At 59.3% G+C, this 21,737-nt stretch carries 15 protein-coding genes; 3 read left to right on the top strand and 12 right to left on the bottom strand.

The window, feature by feature from the left end; genetic code table 11:
* Positions 1–116 precede the first annotated feature (116 nt).
* The 11 genes from M9Q49_RS30355 to M9Q49_RS30305 all read right to left on the bottom strand — a co-directional run bounded on the left by M9Q49_RS30355 (position 117) and on the right by M9Q49_RS30305 (position 17,335).
* Entirely contained in the window at positions 117–1,631 is a 1,515-nt protein-coding gene (locus tag M9Q49_RS30355; RefSeq protein WP_254513055.1) for a GNAT family N-acetyltransferase, read from the bottom strand.
* Entirely contained in the window at positions 1,631–2,665 is a 1,035-nt protein-coding gene (locus tag M9Q49_RS30350) for a D-alanine--D-alanine ligase family protein (RefSeq protein ID WP_254513054.1), read from the bottom strand. Before M9Q49_RS30350 ends, M9Q49_RS30355 begins: the two co-directional genes overlap by 1 nt.
* Positions 2,666–2,752: 87 nt before the next feature.
* Positions 2,753–4,018, bottom strand: coding sequence for a DUF1552 domain-containing protein (locus M9Q49_RS30345; RefSeq protein ID WP_254513053.1), 1,266 nt, complete (start codon positions 4,016–4,018; stop codon positions 2,753–2,755).
* Positions 4,019–4,021: 3 nt separating this feature from the next.
* Complete coding sequence (locus M9Q49_RS30340; protein ID WP_254513052.1) at positions 4,022–6,670, bottom strand: DUF1592 domain-containing protein; 2,649 nt, start codon at positions 6,668–6,670, stop codon at positions 4,022–4,024.
* Positions 6,670–8,280, bottom strand: coding sequence for an arylsulfatase (locus tag M9Q49_RS30335; protein WP_254513051.1), 1,611 nt, complete (start codon positions 8,278–8,280; stop codon positions 6,670–6,672). Before M9Q49_RS30335 ends, M9Q49_RS30340 begins: the two co-directional genes overlap by 1 nt.
* 152 nt (positions 8,281–8,432) lie before the next feature.
* Positions 8,433–10,469 (bottom strand): vWA domain-containing protein, encoded by a 2,037-nt coding sequence (locus M9Q49_RS30330; RefSeq protein ID WP_254513050.1) that lies wholly within the window; start codon positions 10,467–10,469, stop codon positions 8,433–8,435.
* Positions 10,469–11,362: a DUF58 domain-containing protein gene (locus M9Q49_RS30325; RefSeq protein WP_254513049.1), complete on the bottom strand. Its 894-nt coding sequence runs from the start codon at positions 11,360–11,362 to the stop codon at positions 10,469–10,471. Before M9Q49_RS30325 ends, M9Q49_RS30330 begins: the two co-directional genes overlap by 1 nt.
* A gap of 210 nt (positions 11,363–11,572) precedes the next feature.
* Positions 11,573–12,025, bottom strand: a complete 453-nt coding sequence (gene tnpA / locus M9Q49_RS30320) for an IS200/IS605 family transposase (protein ID WP_254513048.1) — start codon at positions 12,023–12,025, stop codon at positions 11,573–11,575.
* A 201-nt stretch (positions 12,026–12,226) separates the two neighbouring features.
* Positions 12,227–12,385, bottom strand: coding sequence for a hypothetical protein (locus M9Q49_RS30315; protein ID WP_254513047.1), 159 nt, complete (start codon positions 12,383–12,385; stop codon positions 12,227–12,229).
* A gap of 11 nt (positions 12,386–12,396) precedes the next feature.
* Positions 12,397–13,428: an AAA family ATPase gene (locus M9Q49_RS30310; protein WP_254513046.1), complete on the bottom strand. Its 1,032-nt coding sequence runs from the start codon at positions 13,426–13,428 to the stop codon at positions 12,397–12,399.
* A 301-nt stretch (positions 13,429–13,729) separates the two neighbouring features.
* On the bottom strand, positions 13,730–17,335 hold the full coding sequence (locus tag M9Q49_RS30305; protein ID WP_254513045.1) for a VWA domain-containing protein: 3,606 nt from the start codon (positions 17,333–17,335) through the stop codon (positions 13,730–13,732).
* Positions 17,336–17,609: 274 nt separating this feature from the next.
* Between M9Q49_RS30305 and M9Q49_RS30300 the strand changes: the two genes are divergently transcribed.
* The 3 genes from M9Q49_RS30300 to M9Q49_RS30290 all read left to right on the top strand — a co-directional run bounded on the left by M9Q49_RS30300 (position 17,610) and on the right by M9Q49_RS30290 (position 20,339).
* Positions 17,610–19,136, top strand: a complete 1,527-nt coding sequence (locus tag M9Q49_RS30300) for a serine/threonine-protein kinase (protein WP_254513044.1) — start codon at positions 17,610–17,612, stop codon at positions 19,134–19,136.
* A 158-nt stretch (positions 19,137–19,294) separates the two neighbouring features.
* Positions 19,295–19,585: a hypothetical protein gene (locus tag M9Q49_RS30295; RefSeq protein ID WP_254513043.1), complete on the top strand. Its 291-nt coding sequence runs from the start codon at positions 19,295–19,297 to the stop codon at positions 19,583–19,585.
* Between the two features lie 439 nt (positions 19,586–20,024).
* Positions 20,025–20,339: a WYL domain-containing protein gene (locus M9Q49_RS30290; RefSeq protein ID WP_254513042.1), complete on the top strand. Its 315-nt coding sequence runs from the start codon at positions 20,025–20,027 to the stop codon at positions 20,337–20,339.
* On the opposite strand, the gene M9Q49_RS30285 is transcribed toward M9Q49_RS30290, so the two are convergent.
* Positions 20,310–21,707 carry an ABC transporter substrate-binding protein gene (locus M9Q49_RS30285; protein WP_254513041.1) on the bottom strand — a complete coding sequence of 466 codons (1,398 nt, stop codon included), beginning with the start codon at positions 21,705–21,707 and terminating at the stop codon, positions 20,310–20,312. The genes M9Q49_RS30290 and M9Q49_RS30285 overlap by 30 nt on opposite strands.
* Positions 21,708–21,737 lie beyond the last annotated feature (30 nt).

Raw genomic sequence — 21,737 nt, 5'->3', positions numbered from 1 at the left:
GCCAAAATGTCGGATGCCCGCAAGGCTGATGTGGCGATCGTCCGGACTATGCGGGCAAGGTGCTGCGAAAATTTATCCTTGCGCTAATCCATTTGCGTAGCGAGTGTCATGACTTGTCACCAGCGACGTACGTAAATGGCGCGGTCATCGCCCGGTGCGTAGTAATCGCGGAGGACTCCTTCGAGCGCATAACCGCACCGTTCATAAAAGGCCCGCGTAGCCGCATAATCGGCCCGGTGCGAAGTCTCGATGTAGATCTGCTTGCCACTCGCCGAGGCCACTCGCTGCTCGACTTCGGCCAACAGTTGCCGACCAATTCCCTGCCCCTGCAGGTTCGGCCGCACCGCAATCCAGTACAAGTCGTAACTTGCGAGCGTCACTGTATTGAGGCCGTAGCAGGCATAACCGAGAACCTCGCCATTTTGCTCGGCGAAAACAAACTCATATCCACTCGCCAGGCCATCGCGCATTCGCACGCGAACGAGCTCGGCGGCGACGTCGACTTCGTTCGGCCGAAAAAGACCGGTCGAGTCGACGATATCGCGAACATGAGCTTCGTCGTCGGCGCTGGGATCGGTGCGCAGCTCAACTTTGTTGGCTTTGGTTGGCGATGTTGTCGCTGGCCGAGATGAGCTCGGTGCGAGGACGGCGGCGATGATCCGCTCGACCGCGATCGACAGCGTGTAGCCACCGCGCTCGACAGCGGCTGCGAAACCAGCATCGGGCGAGAGACAGCAGTTGGTGTTAACCTCGAGAATCCACGGCTGATTTTGCTCGTCGACACGAAAATCAACGCGAGCCCAACCAGCGAGCTCCAGCACCTGCCAGCAAGAGCGCGACAACGAACGGAGCCGTTCGAGCAATGGCGCATCATTCGCAGAAAAGTCGAACTTCCGCGGCGTGTGATCGAATTCGAAGGTTCCTTCATCCCACTTAGCCGCCTGGCCAACGATCCGCGGTTTACCAGCAGGAAAATCGCTGAAGTCGATCTCGGCTGGCGGCAACACTTCGGGAAGTGCGCCGCTGGCGAGCACAGAAATATTGAACTCACGGCCAGCGATGAACTGTTCGGCAAAGCATGCTTTGCCAAGGCGGGCTGTTTGTTTTTGGAGTTGTTCCTGCAGCGCTGTTGCGGAATCAACTTGCACTACCGCGCTGTCGTCGAGACCCAGCGAAGCATGTTCGCCGATGGCTTTCAAAATGTATTGACCAGGCACGAATTGGTTGGCTGATTTCGAATCAGCGAGCGATTCCGCCGTGAACCAGGCCGGCGTCGGCAGTCCCGCGAGCTGCAGTTTTTGCTTCGTGCGCAGTTTGTCGTTGCTCAGGTTCAGCGGCACCGCTGGCGTGCCGGTGCATGGGATGTGCAAGGTTTCGAGCAGCGCCGGAATCAACCAAGCCAGTTGATCGCGGCCGGCGAGGGCTTCGACGAGATTGAAAACAACGGCAGGCCGAGTGGTGGTAACGCGCTCGATGAGCGGCTGCAGATCGCTGGTGCAGGCGAACGACTCGCACGCATAGCCGTGCTCGCGGCAGGCTTGCTGCACGACGGCAACTTGCGCGAGCACATCGCGCTCGGCGGCGGATGCGTCGGCAGCCACTGCGTTGTGAACGATCAACACGCGCGGCATCAACTCTTCCTCACGGCTGCATCAAACTTCTGCGCCAGCGATCGCGGCGTGGCAGCGATGCGTTGTTCTGCCGACCGAATAATCCGGCCGATCAGGTCGCCGTAAGCAATCCCCAGCTTCGTCGCCAGAATCGGCAGATCGGAGTGCTCCGGATGTATGCCGGCCAGCGGATTCACTTCCAGAAAACAAGGAACGCCAGCGGCATCGCAGCGAATGTCGATGCGGCCACCGTCGCGACAGCCGAGCACTCGCCAGGCCCGCAGCGCGACTTCTTCGGCTTGCTTCACCAGCGGATCGTCGCTCGCGCGGACCAGGCGATACTCGACGCGCGACTCGCACTCTTCCTTGTTCACGTACGAATAGACTTCGGATTCGGCCGACGCGAGGAGCACGATTTCCAACGTGCCAAGCGCATACGCAGCATCGTCGGTGCCGATCATGCCGATGGTGAATTCGCGGCCCGGCAGAAACGTTTCGACGAGCACCGGCTGTTGAAATTGCTTCAGCAGCTGATCGCAGGTCGACCGCAACTGCGCCGCGTCGCTCACTTTCGAAGCGGGCGTCACGCCCTTGCCGGTCCCTTCGGCAATCGGTTTGGCAAACAGCGGAAACGGCAGCTCCAGGTTTTGCAGATCCGCTAATTCCTCGATTACCGCAAACGGCGCCGTCGGCACGCCGGCGGGTCGCACCACTGTCTTCGTCAGCCCCTTGTGCAGCGTGAGCGCGAGAACCAGCGGATCGGAAAAGGTATACGGCACGCCATAGACATCGAGGATCGCCGGCACTTGCGCTTCGCGTGCGATCCCCGAAAGACCTTCCGCGATATTGAAGACCAAGTCCCAGCGCTGGCCCGCTTGCAACGCAGCAATCAACTGTCGGGCGTGGCCAATCCGTTCGGTTTGATGTCCGAGCGATTGCAATGCGCCTTCGATGGCAGCGACCGTCGATTCGCGATCGAACTCGGCTGTCTCTTCATCACTCAGCCCGGCTGCGAGATACTCGCTCCGCAAGTCATAAGTCAGGCCGATCAACATGAGTGGCAATCCAGGCGGACACAAGCAAAACGGTGCGAGAACAACGCAATTACGTTATCCCGAACCAGCTCGCCTGACCATGCCACATCAGGCCATCTCCAGCCCTGGCATCGTTCCGCTCGCGGCGGCAAAGCGATCGGTCTCGACACCCACGCGCTGCAGCAGCGATACAAACAGCTTGCCGAGATTTTCGTTCTTGTCCTTGCTAAACGCGAGGTGCTGGCCGTGCTTGAAACCGCCGCCGATCAGCATCATCGGCCAGTCTTTGTTGGTATGGCCGTTGGCGTTGCCCATACACGTGCCATAGAGAATCGCACTCCGGTCGAGCAGCGTACTCCCTGCTTCCTGCACGCCGCGCAGGTTCGTCAGAAAATCGCGGAGGGCGGCGAACTGCGCCGTTTCAATCTTTTGCAACTCTTCGATCATCTCCGGCCGATTGCCGTGATGCGTGAGCGAATGCGTCTCGCGCGAGACCTGCGGAATTTCGGACAAGACGCCGAGCGGCTGAATGAACAAGCTCACGATCCGGGTCGAATCGGTTTCGAGCGCGAGCTTGATCACGTCGAGCGTGTGCTTCAGCTTGGTGACCAGCTGCGACGACTCTTTGATCTCCGGCGGTTCCGGCTGGGCCACTTTCGGCTTCGGCTTTTGTTCCCAGGCTTCGGCTTGCAGCAATTGCTGTTCGAGTTCGCGGATGGAAGAGAAGTATTGATCGAGTCGCTGCCGATCGCCGGCTGCAGCCGATTTTTCTAACCGCCGGGCCCGCGCTTGCACTGTGTCCAGCAAGCTGCGACCGGAACGGAGATCGCTCACGCGGGCTTCGATCTCTTTCGCGGTCCCCTGCACGAACAACTTGCGATACAGCGACGCGGCGTTCTTCTCGGGTGGAATCAGCACACCGCTGCGATTGAACGACATGCTTGGATCACCGCCGTTCGAAACGCCGACGACGAGTGAAGAAAACCGCGTTTGATTCCCCAGTTGCTCGGCGGCTAGTTGATCGACCGAAACGGAATTGCGAAAACCCGCGCCGGCAGGATGCGGCGCACCGGTGAGAAACGACACTTCGTTCGCATGCCCGCCGTCGACGCCCGGATGACAGACGTTCGAGAAGACCGTGAAGTCGTTGCGAAAGGCTTCGAGCACTTTCAGATATGGACTCAGCTCGAACTCGCGGCCTGCACGCTCCGGAAAGAACAGATGCGGCATGATCCCTTGATTGGTCTGAATCGCCACGAGTCGCCGCGGTGGCGGCGCTTCGGCAGCTCGACCCAGCGCCGGCAAGGCCAGCATCACCCCCGCGCCGGCGAGAAACGCGCGCCGGCCAATTCCATTTTGAGTGGCAGTGTTCATGGCTTACTTCCGGCGGAACAGAGGACTGTAAATCGTTTCGCAAATCAGACTGCGCAAACCAAAATGCCCCGGCCGAGTCTTCGTGAGAATCGCGTCGACTTGCTGCCGATCGGCAAAGCTCACGCGAGCGCCGGTGCTGTATTGAATCAGTCTTTCGGTCAGGTTGCGAGCAATTTGTTCTTCTTCGGCAAACAGCAGGCGTTTGAATTCATGAATGTCTTTGAACGCCTGGCCGTCGACGGTCACGCCGCTCCCATCGACCGGCTGGCCGAAGCGAACGTTGTTCATGACGTGCACCCATTGGTTCGGCAACACACCGAGAAAATCGTGCTTCTGCGGATCCTTGCCGAGTCGCGGAGTGCCTTCGGTGGCGGGCTTTTCGCCGGTGAAACGGTAGAGCGTTCGCCAGCCGCCGATGACGTCGAAGTTTTCGAGCGCGAAGCCGGCGGGATCCATCTTGGCATGACAGCCAGCGCAGATCGCGTTGTTGCGATGGGCATCGAGTTGCTGACGGATCGTTGTCGTGCCGCGGACATCGGGGTCGATCGCACTGATGTCCGGCGGCGGCGGATCCGGCGGCCTGCCGAGGACGCGATCCATCACCCACGCGCCGCGCGTCACCGGCGACGTCGTCGTGCCGTTGGCCGTGACTTTCAAAACGGCAGCTTGCGTCATCAGGCCGCCGTACGGACTGCCGGCCGGTTTTGTCACGCGGCGGATCTCCGTTCCCTGAATGCCGCCGATGCGGTAATGCTCCGACAAGCGCTGATTGAGCATCAGAAAACTCGAGTCAACAATCTGACTCACGCTCAAATCGTGCGCGAGCAACTCGCGGAAAAACGCCCGCGACTCGGCGAGCATCGCATCGCGCAGATCGGGCCGAAACTCGGGATAGAGTCGCGCCTCAGGACTCGTGAAGTTGATCTTCCGCAAGTCGAGCCATTGATCGAGAAAGTCCTCGACGAAGCGATCCGATCGCGGATCGGCGAGCATTCGATCAATCTGCTGCGTGAGCGCTCGCGAATGGAGTTGATTGCTGGCCGCGAGCTTCAGCAGCTCATCGTCGGGCGTCGAATTCCACAGGAAATACGACAGCCGCGTAGCCACCGCATGTTGATCGAGCACCATTGGGTCCGACGGTGAAGCCGAACCGGGAATCTCCTGAATGAACAGAAAATCAGGCGAACAAAGTGCCACGCGATAAGCGGCTCGCATGGCCGTTTCGAAGTAGTCGCCCGCGTCGATGAGATCGTGCGCGATCTTCACGTAGACATCAATTTCCTCAGCAGCCACCGGCCGGCGGAAGGCCCGCGGCAGGAAATCTTTCAACAATCGACGGGCATCATCCTTAGGCCGCGAAGATGCAGCCGACCAGACGCTTTGCCATTTTTGAAACTCCTTGCCATCGCGATGATCGGGTCGAAAACCGGGTTTTCGCTGCGGCTTGGCCGGCTGCCGCGGATAGTCGCGATCTTTTTCGTACGTCAGTTCTGCGACGGGCAAGTTGCCGAACAAACGGCGATGACTGGCCGGCGGCCAAATGTCGTTGAGCGGCCCTTCGACATCAAAGTAGTCGACGGCCACGCCGGGCCCTTCGTGGTTGTAGGCCGAATTGAAGTTTGCCCAGAGACTCGCCGGATTCAGCTCCAGCACCTCGGCTTCATTGAGCCACACGACGGCTTCAAATTCCTTCGGCTGTTGCGATGGCGCGTCGAGATAGGCGAGCACACGTCCATCGGCAGTGAGCGCGATCGATTGCATCCGATCGGTCTGACCGATTTCGCCCTTGTTGTAATTGAAACTCCAGACCGAAGTCTTCAGCCGGTAATAGCCCGAGTGGAATGGCGAGAAGTTTTCGATGACCGCATCCCACGACGGCCTGGCGTGCGTCGTGATGCCCAGCGAATCCATCGCGCGGAGATACGGATCGTAGTCGCGCATGTGAATGCCTTGACTGCCGTCGCGCGGGCGGATCTTTTCGACCACGCTCATGTCGACGCGCCCCTTCGTGATCGGGAAGGTGCATTCGCAAAACTGCGCCAGTCCACCGATGCGGCGAAAACGCTCGCGAAAAACCATCGGTTTGTCTTCGTGCGCGATGGCTTCGTCGAGAATGTAATCAGCCGCTTCCAGATACTTCCGCAACTGCACAGCGGAGATTTCGAGCGCGGTGCTCGCCTTGTCAGAACCATCGGCCCGGCCATCCTCGGGCAACAACTCCTTCACCTGCAGTCCCGGCAGCGAAAACAGATCGCGCATCGTGTTTTCGTACTCGGTCCGGTTCAAACGCCGGATTGGCACGCGGCCTTGTGAGCGCTGCCGCTGGTTATCGGTTCCCGCCAGTTGATCGGCAAGTTGCTTGACGATATTGTCGCGATCCTTCAGCGGCGCGGCCTTCTCGGCCTTCTTCTCCGGCGGCGGCATTTCACCGCTCTTCACGCGATCGTGAATTTTCACCCAGCGATTGAACGTCGCGGCCTCGCCTAGTTCGCCACCGAGCGCCGTCAAATCCAAGCCACCACTCTTCGTATCCGCATCATGGCAACTCGTGCAGTTCGTTTCGATGAATTTGCGCACCGGCTGCGAAACTTCCGCCGCAACAGCGAGCTTCGTCGTGGCGACAATCAGGCAGACTGCGAAGAGCTGGCGCATCACTTCTTCCCCATCGGTTCCGGCATGGGATCGCCGAGACCTTTGATCGGAAAATCCTTACTGGGGACGTGCTGCTTGTCCATGATCGCGGCGAGTTGCTTCACCACGTCTGGGTTGGCCGAGGCCACGTTGTTCGTTTCCGATTCGTCGACGCGGAGGTCGTAGAGTTCGATCTCGGCGGGGCCCTTGGCGAGGCCTTGCTTGATCGCTTTCCAATCGCCGACTCGGACCGATTGCTGGCCGCCGTAGCCGGGAAACTCGCGATAGAGGAACGGCCGCTGCGTCATCGTTTTGCCTTCGAGGGCCGCTTTGAAACTAATTCCATCGAGCCCCTTCGGGGTTTCCTTGGCGAGGCCCGCGAGATCGAGCAGCGTGGGGAGCCAATCCTCGAAGCCGGTCACGCGGTAGCTGAGCGTGCCTCCTTCGATCTTGTTCTTCCAGCGAACGAACGTCGGTTCGCGCACGCCACCTTCGTAGAGCGAGCCCTTGAAGCCGCGGAGGTTGCGTTTGCTGTTGAAGAAGTCGGTGTCGGTGCCGCCGAAGCGATCATTGAGCGGGCCGTTGTCGGATGAGAAGACAAAGATCGTGTGCTCGTCGAGCTTGAGCTCGTTGACCAGATCCATAATGCGGCCGGCGTAACTATCCAATCGGCTGACCATCGCTGCATACGCAGCCCGCGGCGTGCGATGCGGCAGATAGCCCTTGCCGCCCGGGTACGGCGGGTCTTCGGTGAACGCCCCTTTGTAAGCATCGAGTCCATCCTGCGGCACCTGCAGCGCTAGGTGTGGAATGGTCGTGGGGAAGAACAAAAAGAACGGTTCGTCCTTGTGGTCTTTGACAAACTTCAAAGCCTCTTCGGCGATCAGATCAGGCGCGAACTGCTTGCCGCTGTAGCGTTCGTAACTCTTCGGATCATTCGGATCGGCCCCCTCTGGCAACTTTTGATTCGAGGCAAACGGCTCGTTCTCGAGCATCTGCTTCGTCGCGTTGTCCCAGAGAAACGTCGGGTAGTAATTGTGGGCCACGGCCTGGCAGTAGTAGCCGTAAAAGCGATCGATGTATTGCTTCGTCGGTTCGCCAGTGGTGTCGTCGCCGCCGAGGCCCCATTTGCCGAACGCGCCGGTGGCGTAGCCGTTTTCCTTGAGCAGCTTCGGCAGCGTGACGGTCCCTTCCGGCAGCGGAAACTGGCTCTGCGGCTTGACCTGCTTGTTGTCGCGGACGATCGCATGCCCCGGATGCACGCCGGTCATCAGCACGCAACGCGAAGTCGCACACACTGCATTACCCGAGTAATGCTGCACCATCCGCATCCCTTCGCGAGCCAGCTTATCGAGCCGCGGCGTGCGGATTTTCTCCTGACCGAAAGCGCCGATATCGCCGTAGCCTAAGTCGTCGGCAAGGAAGAACACGATGTTGGGCTTGCGCGCTGGGGGTTTGGGTTCTTCCTTCTTAGGTTCTTCTTTTTTGGGCTCCTCTTTCTTCGGCGTCTCTTTCTTAGGTTCTTCCTTTTTGGCTTCTTCCTTAGCGGCTTCGGTTTTTTCTTGCGCTGTCAGAGGAGCAGCGAAGGCCAAGCCGAGGAACAGGAGCAGCGCAGCGAGTAGTTTCGACATATCGCACCGGGGAGTGATTTTTAGTGGGCAGCGAGCAGTATGCGTGGGGCGCGGCCAACTTTCAACGTAGGCCAGAACGAGCGATACTCCGCGCTGTTCCGGCATGAGCTGCAGAACGATCTTTTCTCGCCGATCGTGCCAGCCCACGTCGATTACAAATACACGCGGCGGTTGTAGACGTACCATTCGAAGATCAGCAGGCCGATGGCGCCGAGCAGGAGCCAGCGCCAGAGTTCTTGACGCGAGACTTGCTTGGCCTTTTGAGCGCTGATCTCTTCGCCGATTTCGATTTTTTCGCGGGGCTCGAGGTTGCTCTCGCGCGGGTCGAACAGATTGACGGCGACTTTTTGCGAAACCTTGTCGCCCGAGCCTTCGCGCACGTCGTACACGCCCAGGTCGTCGGTGCGAGTGAAGATGAATTGATTCTGGGCTTCGCGATCGATGGCGAATTGTTCGCCGCGCGGCGAGCGAACAGTGAGCGTCTTCACGGCGGTTAGTGCTCGCAGCGCTGCTGGTGCGCCCGGCTTCACGCTGGGCATGGCTAGGCCGGTGCGCACGCCGCCGAGATACTTGATGGCGTTGAGGACGAAGACGGGAAAGCTCCGTCGCCGCATCCAGTCGGTGTTGCTGACGACGTCTCCTTTTTCATCGACGCCGACGATCTCAAAGCCGAGCACCGCATCTTCGTAGCCCGCGCGGGGGCCGATCATGTAGATGGTGCTGAACTTGGTATCGGCGCCCTGACCGACGTAGGCTTCCATCAGCGGCGTGCTGCCGGGCGGGCCGGTGAGGGGCGTCGATTCGAGGATCTTCACGTTTTCCATGGCGAGCAACTGCGACAGCGGATGCAGCTGATTGACATCGCGCACGATCGTGGGAAACGCTTTTGGGGCGGCCTGCCATTCGTTGCCAGGAGGGAGCGTGCCGATGAAGAGGGTGTTGCAGTTCGGCATCTGCTTGGGCGCGCACTGATCGTAGATGATCAGGTCGTACGAACTGTCAGCCGCGGCGTCGAGGTACTTTTTATCTTCCATATACTTCGGCGGCTGCCTGGTCACCTTGGCCATCTTCACGGCTTCATCGGTGGCGAGTGCCAGTTCGAGCGCATCGTTGCCGGGCGTGAGGAGCAGAATCTTAGCCGGCTGTGGCAAATTGACGACGGTGTAGGCCCGATTGTCGAGTGGCAAGTCGTCTTTGATTTCGAGCTCGAGTTTGAGCACGCCGTTTTCGATCGTGTCCATTTCGAACTTCACGCCGGCAGCGCCGGGCAAATCGTTCTTCGGATCGCGGCCCGCGACTTCGACGTTTTGCGAATCGAGCTCGATGTCGTTCACATACAGTGTCGCGACGGCTTTCTCGGTTGCGAGGCCGTAGTTTTCGACGCGGGCAAAGGCTTGGATCTGGCCGGGCTTTTCCGGATTGGCGTCGGTGCTGAAGGCGACGATGCCGATGTTCCGCGGCTTGGCCGACGCGACCTTCACGTACTCCGCTTTCAGATTGCCGAGGCGGAAGGTCGGCACTGCGTTGAAACCGCCGTCGGTGAAGAGATACATCGTGGCCGGCTGCGCCTCAGCCGTTTGAATGTCATCTTTATTGTTCGGGTCGCCGGTCTGACCGGGATTGGCCAGGCCGCTCGCGGCGCGGAGGGCTTCGCTCAGATCGCTGCTGCGGTTCGTCGCCGCGATCAGCTCGACTTTTTGCCGCAGCAGGCGGCGGTTGTCAGTGAAGGTTTGCTCGACTTTAGCGACGTTTGAAAAGCTGATGACCATGGCGACATCGCCGGGCTTCATCTGCTCGATGAGAGCGAGCGCTTGTTGCTTGGCCGAGTCGAGCCGCGTCGGCTTCACATCGGCGGAGTTCATGCTCGCGGAGGTATCGACCATGAAAATCAAACGACTGCCGACAAGCTCGGTCCCTTTCCAACCGGGCCGCACCAGCGTGAAGATCAGCAGGCCGATAAGCAGCAACTGCAACAACAACAGCAGGCTCTGCCGCAGTCGTTGCCAGAGCGAGTTGACATGCAAATCCTCGATCGCCCGGCTCCACAGATAGGTCGATGGCACTTGCAGTGGTTGCCGGCGCAGCTTCAAGAAATAGAGCGCGACAATTGCCGGCGGCACGAGCGCCAAGATCAGCCATTGGCCTAGCGTGAGGGTATTCAGGAAGTGGCTGGTGAAGAATTGGATCATTAGCGCACCAATCCCCGCTTGCGCAAATACGTTCCCACCAGTTTATCTACCGGCGTTTCCGTGCTCGTCATCAAGTAACTCATGCCGCGGCGGGTGCAGTAATCTTTCGCGCCGTCGACGAAGGCGGCCAGCGTGCGCTTGTAGCGGTCGAGCAACGGCCGGCTGACGGTGACTTCGGCGATATCGCTGTCTTCGGCGTCGACCAGGCGGAGGTCCCCTTTGATCTCGGGATTGATCTCCTCGGGGCTGAGGACGTGCAGCAGATAAAAATCCATCTGCTGAGCGACGAGCAGCTTGAGGGCTTTTTCGTAACCGCTCTTGTCCATCAGATCGGTGATGAGGATGAGAATTCCTTTGCTTTGATTGCGGATGCAAAAGTTCTTGATCCCCTCGGCGAGCGAAATGTTTTCGCCGGGCTGAATGCTGTTGAGGTGTTCGACCATCCGCCAGACGCTGGCCTTGCCGCGAAGGATCGGGCCGGGGTTGCGATGCGACGTGCCCAGCGATTCGATCTTCACGCGGTCGGCACGAGTCAAACCGATGTAACCGAGGGCCGCGGCGAGTTGCTTGGCGTACTGCAACTTCGTCGGCTCGCCGAAGGTCATGCTGGTGCTGGCGTCGATCAGCACATACACGTGCAGATCCTCTTCCTCGAGAAACAGCTTGAGGAACAGCCGGTCCATGCGAGCGTACAAATTCCAATCGATAAACCGCAGATCGTCGCCAGGAACGTAATTGCGAAAATCGGCAAACTCGACGCTCTGCCCTTTACGTTTGCTCCGCCGTTCGCCCTTCATCCGCCCCCGAAAAATCTTCCGGCTCATCAATTCCAGCCGCTCCAGCTGCGCGAGGAGCTGAGGGTTGAGGAGTGGGATTTCGTTGACAGTGGACATGGGTTGGTGGAGTTGACCGATGGTTGTTGAATCGATTTTCGCAGAATGCGCGCTTAAACGCTGACTAATCGCTCGTTGAGTTTTTGTCTTCTTAGCCACCAGCTTTAGCTGGTGGATCGCAATCCCTAAAAGTCTCCGGCTTTAGCCATCGATAATCGACGTCGACCATCGAATGGCTGAAACCGGAAACTTCCTGCTATTGGTTCACGCTCAATAACTGCGGGCATCATATCCCTCTCCTTCATCGTATTCGCAAAACCGCTCGAGTCGATCAATCTGCGTTCCGCAGCCGTGGTGTTCTTTCTGGTTATCGATATAGCGAGTGACCCAAGGCAGGTTCAGTTTGCCGAAACTCACCACGCCATAACCGCGCTGCCATTCCATGCGCTTCATGCGGGCTGTCTTGTTGAAGTCAAACGCTGAGCCGCCTTTGAGCTGACCGATGAAATCGCTAATGGTGACCGTCGGTTCGATACTGATCGCGATATGGACGTGATTTGGCGTTCCGTTGAGTGCGTGCAGCCAGACTCCTTTGGCCTCGCCGCAGCGTTTGCGTAGCAGTGAATGAACTTCGGATTCGATGCTGGCGGTGATCAAGGGATAGCTGTCTTTGGTGTGCCAGGTGATGTGGAGGAAGATCTCGTGGAAGCAATGGTTGGACATGGCAGGTGTCCGGGGTTTGTTAGTGGATGATGTGAAATCGTGTTGATCGACAGTAGTTCTTTCTTCCTCTTTGCCACCAGCTTTAGCTGGTGGTTCACGATCTCGAAGGATCCGGCTTTAGCCATTCCACGATCGACGTCGATTGTTAATGGCTAAAGCCGGGAACCTTTTCTCCGTCCGACCACCAGCTAAAGCTGGTGGCTAAGGGGAATCGTGTTTATCGGTTGGTCGCTCGCGCCGCTCGTGTAGTTCCTCTCGCGTGAACTTCGGCGCGTCGAACGCAATTGGGTTTCGCTGCATCCGTTCGATGACGGCTTTGAGTTTAGATTTCCGTTGCTCTGCTTCGTCGTTGATTTCCATCCTCTTGCTCCTTATCGCGCCAGTGCCGCCTTTACCGGCGCGTCTTCGCCCTTCTCGGGCAGCTTCTCGAGGATTTCGAGCAGCACGTGATCGGTATCGAGGCCTTCGGCTTGGGCTTCGAAATTCAGAATCACGCGGTGGCGCATCGCGGGGAGGAACGAGCGGCGGACGTCTTCGAAGCTGACGTTGTAGCGGCCTTCAAGGAGTGCACGCACCTTGGAGGCGAGAGCGATCGTTTGCGCGCCGCGGGGGCTGCTGCCCCAGCGGAGGTATTGGTTGGTGATCGGCAGGGCGTACGGGCCGTTGGGATGCGTCGCGAGAATCAATCGCACGATGTAGTCCTGCACGTGCTGGGCGAGGATCACGTCGCGGATCAGCTTTTGCCAGGTGCGAATTTCCGTGCCGTCCATCACTTTCTCGGGGCGAATGTTGATGCCCTTCGTCGTGCGATCGACGATCGTGGCCAACTCTTCGCGGCCCGAGTAGCCGACGACCAGTTTGAACAAGAAGCGGTCGAGCTGCGCTTCCGGCAGCGGGTAGGTCCCTTCTTGTTCGATCGGGTTTTGCGTGGCGAGGACGAAGAACGGTTTTTCGAGTTCGTAGCGCTGGCCGGCGACGGTGACGGTGCCTTCTTGCATCGTTTCGAGCATCGCCGATTGGGTCTTCGGTGTGGCGCGGTTGATTTCGTCGGCGAGCAGAATCTGCGTGAAGATCGGGCCGCGTTGAAACTCGAAGACGCGGCGGCCTTCGGCGTTTTCGTTGATCATGTTCGTGCCGAGAATGTCGGACGGCATGAGGTCGGGCGTGAATTGCACGCGGTTGAATTTCAGATCGAGCGTTTCGGCCAGCGTGCGCACGAGCATCGTCTTGCCGAGGCCGGGAACCCCTTCGAGCAAGCAATGGCCGCCGATGAACATGCCCGTGAGCACGCCATGCACGATGTCGTCGTGGCCGACGATCACGCGGCCGATCTGCTCGCGGACTGCGTTGTACCGATTGCGAAATTCCTCGGCCTGCTTCTGCATCGACTCGCCGATACTCATGAATGCTCCTCAGGGGTGCTTAAATTAATTGTCTGTTTGAATGAATGAAAAATTCTGCCCCCGCCGAGCTTGCTCGGTGGAGCACTGATTTTGCACCAGACTCCAAGGTCGCAGTCTTCGCCCCCACCGGCCTGGTGCCGGTGGAGCGGATGATTGAACCACCGTGGAAATCATTTGCTCCACCGAGACGAGCTCGGTGGGGGCAGTGATTTTCGCGGTTGCTGACTGGTGCATAATCATTTCACCACCGAGCAAGCTCGGTGGGGTCTGGCTGATGAACGAACAAAGTTAATTTTAATGATCACTGCGGCGGACGGTTCTTCCGCTTGGCTTTGAGGAGTCGTTCGGTGTACGACTCTTCTTCGGTTTGCGGCGCCTGGCTGGTGGGGCGTTGTTGTGGTGGCGGTTGGGCGGGACCGGCTGCCGATGCTTCGCCGAGGACTTCATTCGGGTCGCGAGCCGGCGCGTCGGTATCGACTTGCGGTTCAAACCGGGCGGCAGCGCGGCGTTCATCCATCTGGCCGGAAACACTCGCCTTCAAGTTGCGAAGGCGATCCATCCGTTCGTCGGGTGCAGCTTCGGCTTCGCGGCGGAGGAGCCAATTCCAACCAACCAGCAGGGCCGGCAGGATCCAATCGAAACTGACTTGTACGCGGCGGACAAACACGTCGCCGAGAAAAATCACGCCGGCTACCATCAGGAAGATCGGCCAAATGTCGTGACTGCTGTTGGCCTTTTGCAGCGTGCGACGAAAGCTGTCGTGCTTCTTGACGAGTCGCGGCACGGTGTCGCGATCGAGCGGTTCGTCGATCAGCGTGCCGGCCTGCGTGCTGCCGCTGGGAACAATCTTGGCGAGACCTTCGAGCACGGCCATGTTCGACTCGCGCTCGCGATATTCCGCCGAGTAAGGAACTGTGATGCCGGTCAGCAGCGGCGCACCGCCCGTGCCAGTGTTGATGGCGAGCAAATAGCTGCCGGCCTTGTCGGCATCGAACTCGCCGACGTAGCGGCCCGGCGCTTCTTGCTGCATGTTGAGCTGCAAGTTTTTCAATTCCGGATCGGCGCCGACGCCCGACATATTCAGGAAGTTCAAAAACTCATCGTCTTCCTTCAGCGCGGTGACGACAACGCGAACCTTGCCGTCTTTCACTTCCGTCGCGACGCTGAACTTCCCTTCTTCGTTCACGGGGCGCATCGCCCAGCGAATCATCTGACTATAGAACTTGTTGTAATTCTCCCAGCCGGTCCAGTCCTTGGCCCATTGCGCGCCGGCGTCAGAGGTAAAGACGCAGGTCTTGCCAGCGCCGTAGGTCCACACCGCGAGAATCGTCGAGTTCCGCGGATCTTGCTTCCCGTCTTCATCCTTGCTGATCGGTACGGGCGAACGCATCAGCACTTCGACGAGCGGATTCTCCTTCACTGTCGTCATCACGAAACCATCGAGTTGCGGCAGATCGCCGTCGATGTTCTGCAGCATCTCGTGTCCCTGCGCGCCTGGCACCACGAACGGCTGAAAGCGTTCTTGATGCAACAGCGGCCGAGCAACCCGGCGACTCTCGCGCTGAAAGATTTTCGGAATGGCCTTGGGATTGTTGACCGCGTAGTACTTTCCCTTGGTTTGATTGGCGATCGATTGCAACAAGCTGCTTTCGGCCGGGCCGTGCGAACCGATGGCCACGGTGCTGACCGTCACTTGCGCTTTCACAAACCGCGCGAGCACACCGGGGCTCGGCGGCGAAGGATCGCCGTCGCTGATCACGATCATGTGCTTGACCGAGGCGGGATTGGCTTCAAATTCTTTGATCGCCTTGCCCATTGCGGGATCGAAGGCCGGCATGTCGCCCGGCGTCATGCGGCCGATGCGATTGACCATGTCCTTTTGCCGATCGCCGACGCGGACGAGGCCCTTGCCTTTGTCGAACCATAGCCAGTTGTCGCCACCGGTGAAGTTTTCCCACTGCAGCAAGCCGCAGTAATCCATCGGGCCGAGAACCTTCACCGAGGCTTCGGCCACCTTCTTTTGAATGTTGTTGCCGTCGGGAATTTCGCAGGCGTGCATCAGCAGCACGAGCGCGCCGACCGCTTTCACTTTGTTGTTCTTGATTTGAAAATCGACGGGCATCGCCTTCTCGAGTTCGGTGTTTACCCAGCCGCCGGCGCCGAAGCTGTTCTGGCCGCCGATCATTACCAGGCCGCAGCCGAACTGCTCGGTGTTGCGGACCAGCATCGCGATCTGCTCGTCGGTGAAAGCGGCTGCTTCTTCGTTGCCGCCGCTCGAGCGGGCGACATTGGCCAGCACAATGCAGTCGTACCCCTGCAGCTGCGCGAGCGAAGTAAACAGGTTGTCGCTCGGCATGCGATCGACTTCCATGTTCAGTTCGCCGAGCTTGAGAATGAGCGGATCGAACTCGCGCGGGTTCTCGGCATCGACAATCATCAGCACGCGACCCTTGCCGCGCACATGCGTGAAGGCCGTCGCCGTGTTGTTCTGCTCCATTGCGTCGCCAGCCGACGCATCGGGCACGAACTTCGCCGTGTAGGTGTAACCGGCCGGATGATCGATCGTGTGCTGCACCGAAAAGACATTCTTGCCCGGCTGCAGCGTGACCCGCGATTCCTGCAGCAGGTTATCGAGGCCGTTGAAATTTTGCACCAGCCGCAAACTGCCAGATACCACTTCCGTGCCGTAGTTCTGCACGACGATACGGGCTTCGAGCGGCTGACCACGGCGGATATCGGCTGGCAAGCCGACTTTTTCTACGGCGATTTCATTGCGAGCGGTGAGCGTCACAGCGACGACGTCGATGCCAATGCCATTCGCTGCCAAACCGCTGGCCACCGAGCGGGCATCGCCCAGATTTTCGTTGCCGTCGGTGATGATCACGATTCGCTTGGCGCTATCTTCGGGAAACGCCGCCTGCGCGAGCTTCAGCGCCGAGCTTATGTTGGTGGCATCGGTTCGCAATTCGAACAGACTCTCGAGATTGCCAACCGAACGAATATCGTCGGCGAACGGCGGATGTTCGATCGTGGCTTCGCGGCCGAAGACAATCACGCCGGCCTTATCCTCGGTGGCGCTCTTCAAATCCCCTTTGCGGCGATTCAGCGCGACGTCTTGCATGACGTACTGCAGCATGGCTTCGCGCACGTGCTTCGGAATGCTTTCGGACTGATCGAGCAGATACATGACCGTCATCCGCTCGCTGATCTTTTGCAACTGCACGCCGGCCAGCGCCAGAATCATCAGCAAGAGCACCCGGCCGCGATAACCGAGCGCGAACATTCGCCGATACTTGCCGAGCGCCGCGAGCGAGCGATAGCTGATGACAAACAGCACCGGAATCGCCACGAGGAGCAGCAGCGTCCAGGGATGATCGAACGTCAGCTGATCGGCGTCGAATTCCTTCTGCAGCACAAACCAATCGCCGAACCAGGCCGACAACCGGCCCCAGCGCATATAGATGAAGAGCGACTGCACCTTCGTCGTCAGCCAGGAATAAACCCACAGTGTGAGCAACCCGCCCAATGAAATCAGCAGCGGCAGCGCCAGCTTGAGGCCAATGTTGCGAAGCGTCACTTTCCAGCCGGTCCGCGTTTCGCTCGACCACACCGCCGGCCAAACGTCGAAGGGCGCGAGAAATAGCGCGACTAGCAGCCAGTAATACGTCGCCTTGCCGAAGCCGAGCCACAACCCGACGGGATAGAGCACGCTGAGCGAAACAAACGTCGCTGCCGTGGCCAGGCCGACAATCGCCAGGGGCATCGAAATGCGCACGAGGATGGGCGAGTAGCGGTCGAACATCAGCCGCCAGCATTCACCGATCGAGCCCGTTACCAGCAGCCAGCCGGTCCAGACGAGGAGCCAGATCGGAATGACATCGAAGCGGATCGATTCCAGCCAGGCCATGAGCCAATCCTGCAGGTGCTACGAGCGTGCGCGCAATATGACAAGGAGAGTTCGCCCGCGAAGACGAAATCTTCCGGCCTATTGTACCAGCGGCCTAAAGCAATAGCAGCCGCTGGGAGGGCGAGGCTCCCGCCGAGCCGCCGAGGTGGAATTGCGAAGGCCGTTGGCGACTGCTTTCGACCGGCGCGGCTCGGCGGGAGCCTCGCCCTCCCGGGGCATTTGAGTAAACTAAAAGAAGTCCCTGCCCCTTTTTCCTCTCAATATTATTGGTCCGTTGAAGCTCGATCCTTCTCCTGCCGACGTCGAAGCACTGACTGCCTATGCGGAGCAACTTCGGCAGGGGCTGGAGATCATCGCTACCGATAGCGAAGCCGGCGCTACCCTCATTTCCGAGAGTCTCGCCCAATGCTTGCAGCGACTCGAACGGCGGTGGCCGCGGAACGAACTCGCCGGACAAGCCACGTTGCCGACGAACATCGGGCGCTTCGAAATCGAAAAATTGCTGGGGCAGGGCGCTTTCGGCATTGTCTATCTCGCTCGCGACCCGCTGCTCGATCGCAAAGTGGCGCTGAAAGTTCCGCGCTGGCATGTACTACATAGCACAGGTCTGCGCGAGCGGTTTCGCCGTGAAGGTCGCGCGACGGCGGCCCTCGATCATCCGGGAATCGTGCCGATTCATGAACTGGGCGATGGCGATGCGCTGTCGTATATCGCGTTTGCGTATTGCGAAGGCCCCAGCCTGGCCGAATGGCTCCGCGCGCAAAGCGTGCCGGTTTCGCCGCGCGTGGCTGCCCGCATCGTGCAGCAGCTGGCCGAAGCCATGCATTACAGCCACCACCGCGGCGTGTTGCATCGCGATCTCAAGCCCAACAACGTCTTGCTCTTTCCCGTCGCCAAGATCGCTGGCCAAAGTCAGGAGTTTCCCTTCGTGCCGCGGATTGTCGACTTCGGCCTGGCCCGCCTCGCCGAAGAAGAACTGGAAGCGACCGGCACTAGCGGTGTGGTCGGCACGCCGCTCTATATGGCGCCCGAGCAAGCTCTCGGCGATCCCGAGCAGGCTGGCCCCGCGGCCGATATCTATTCCTTGGGCACGATTCTGTACGAACTCCTCAGCGGCCGTCCTCCGTTTCTCGGCACGACACCGCTCGAGGTGCTCGACCTCGTGCGTCACACGCCGCCCCGCCCGCTGCGATCACAACGGCCCGAGATTGCTCGCGATCTCGAAACGATTTGCCTCCACTGCCTCGAGAAGCAACCCGCCGATCGCTACGCAACCGCGCAAGATCTCGCCGCGGACTTGCAGCACTTTCTCGCCGGTGAAGAAATTCAGGCGCGACGGACATCGTTGCCACGGCGGGCGCTGCGCATCTGTCAGCAGCCGCAGCGCATTCGCGACGCAGGCCTGACGATCATGGCTACCCATGTCGCGGTCATCCTCAGCATGTTCATCATTCTGTATATGGTCAACGCGGGAGCAGTGGTCGATCGCCCCGCCGATTTCAATCTGCCCAAGCTACTGCCGACGGTGATGCTCATCATGTTCGCTGGGCACGGCCCGTTTATCTATTTCGGTTGGAGCCTGTTGCAGAACCGCCTCTGGGCCGCCTGGGCCTCCTTCATCGGCGGTGCGATCATGCTCGTGATGGCGTTCGCCTTTGTCGTCGGCTGGTTTCCCGCCGGCGTGACCCAATGGGATTTGGTCGGCGGCCATCGCCTGTTCTATCCGATGATGACCGTGCTCCTATTTCTGCAAACCGTGATGAGCGGCATTGCGCTGATTGCCTTGCGAGCCAAACGCTGATTTCTTTGCATCAGCGTAGGACGGACCATTGGTCCGCTCCCGATGCGGGTACCAAGCCAAATCTTCTGCACTCGCTGCTCTTGGACGAACCAATGGTTCGTCCTACGCAAGGCTTACAATGTCAATGTAAGCGGCTGAACAAGTCGCGAGGGACAACCATGCAGCGCGAATCCCATGCTCCGGTCATCATCGGCATCCTGTTGCTCTTAGCGGCACTCTACGTGGGGAGCTACTTCCTGCTAACTGTTCCCCAAGGTGTCGGCTTGATTAAAAAGAACGACGATTACCAATTGGAGGGAAACTTAGAGCCCTACCGCATCGGCGGCAAATTTTCAGCCGTGATTTATTGGCCGCTGGAGCAAATCGATCGCAACGTTCGCTCGAAGGATTGGACTCTGGGAGATACGGCCAGGGAACTCAAGGAATCGATCCCCGACACGAATCCGTGAAGAAACATGTGGCTGCAAGTACTTCAATTACTTCGCTTGTTTCCTAGCGGAGCAGCGAATGCAACTCAGCTATCGATTGTTGTTGACCGACCGATTGGTTGTTGTGGCCGTGCAAGCCGAAATAACGAGCTTATGAAATCGGCCCAGTCCGCAAGTGATTTCTATCAAGCGACTTACAGCATCGAATAATTGCGCAAGATGCAAACAGGGCATTCGGCCCGGTGTTGTACGATCTGGTGAAATCAGTGGCTTATTTCTGTCGCAAGACTTTTTACCTCATGGAGTTACGCTGATTTCATTTTTCGCGCACCAGTGTTGTATGTTCGCACGCGAAGAAATCGAAAATTGAAAAATCGTTCGACGTCGGACCTAAGTTGTCCGCGCGGTTTCGAGAATACGGGAGACGAGCCACTGACCGCCTTTCGATTGCGAGACAGCCATGCAAGCCTTGATTAACCGAGCCCTGCGACAAGCCGATGAACTGGTTTTGGTTTTCAACTACATGGATTCGAAGGGGGTGGTTTCGCGGCGGGTGGTGAGCCCGGTGCGGATGATTAAGGGCGAGCGGCTGATGGCCCTGTGCCTGAGTCGCGAAGAGCCGCGGCAGTTTCATCTCAAACGCTGCTCGCAGATGCGGCTCGAATGGGCGTCGAACTTTGTGATGCCCGTGCCGATGGTGCGCGTACCGCTAGAACAGTTGGTCGCCACGCTGCCGCCAGCCAAATCAGTCGCCGAGCCCCAAGCTGCTGCGTAAGGTTCGCTGTTGTTTCGCCAAGCCGCGGGCAGCCGTGATGGCCTGCCATTCTTTGGCCGCGGTTTGCAAGGCTTCCTGCGCGGGCTTCTCTTCTTTCACCGTCGCCAGCACCGCGCGATCGAGGGCGGCCAGATACTCGTCGCTGCCAGGAATGCGCGGCAGAGCAAACCGCCGACCAGCGAGCGGCTGCGCGAAGAGAACTTCACCATACATCGTGAGGGGTTGGCGAAGTTCGGCGGGTGCTTGCCAACTGCCGAGCAAGTGCGACTTGCGAAAGACCGTGGTGGCGCGACTTTCGGCAGCAGCGCGACCGCTCACCGTTGGGCCGCTCAGCCAGAGGATGAACTGCGTGGCGATTTTCGGTTGGGCACTGGCCCGCGTCACTGCCGCCACTCGACCGCTCGCACTGAGGAACGGCACGTGAATTGTCTCGGAGTTTTCGACTCCTTCCCATTTGGCGGACGTTGGTTGAAACATCTCGCGCGAACCGGGGAGTTGTGTCACGCCGTATTGCTTATCGGCCAGCGTCGTTGATTTGCCATCGACGGATTGGCCCGGCCAGCCGAGGGCGAAAAGGCATTCGCCGGCTTGGAACTTCTCATAGCACTCAACCGGCGAGAGGAGTTTCCGTTCGCCAGCGCCGCGATTGTCTTTGGCCAGTTGTTCGAGCGCGCGGACAAACGGCGGATTGGCGATGAGCGGCTCCATGGTTTCGAGATTCCACAGCGGCGAGAGTTGATCGCGATGAAGCGCCCCGGCAGCCGCGCGCGCGAGCAGCAGTCGGGCCGCCCAACCATCGGCCAGCGGCTCGGCAGTGATCTGCTTCAACTCGCCTGGCTCCTTTTCAAACTTCTCAACTAGCGCTGCATACTCTTCCCAAGTGCGCGGCGGTTGCGTGCCGGCAGGGAGCAAGTCGGCGCGATACCACAAGGCGAGTTGCGGCGAACCAAGCGGCACGGCGACGGTGCGCCGGCCCCAGGTTGTTTCGACATCCTTCAGCGCGGGGAGGATTTCATCACGCTCGTAGGCCGGATCGGTCAGCGCACTCTCTTCCAACGGCAACAGCAGATCGCGCGTGGCAAACTGACCGAGAAGCTTCGGCGGACAAATAACCACATCAACCGGCAACTGCTCGGCAGCGGCAGCTTTGGCGGTGGTCACTTCGACCAGATCGATTTTTTTCTCGGTATGCGCCAGCCATTCGCGGGCCAAGGCAGCCGCGAGCGGCGGATCGTCGACAACCATCACCCGCAGCGGAGTCTCCACAGTGCCAGAGGGACTCGGCGGTGGCGGAGCCGGTTGCGGACAACCGGTCAGTGCCAATAAGGTCAAGCCAATGACAATTTGATAGCGGCGCAGGTCTGTCATGCTGCCAATACGTTCGGTTCGAGAGAGTAG

The organism is Anatilimnocola floriformis (assembly GCF_024256385.1).
In the GTDB taxonomy this organism is placed as follows: Bacteria; Planctomycetota; Planctomycetia; order Pirellulales; family Pirellulaceae; genus Anatilimnocola; species Anatilimnocola floriformis.
This window is presented reverse-complemented; position numbering and strand designations above follow the sequence as displayed.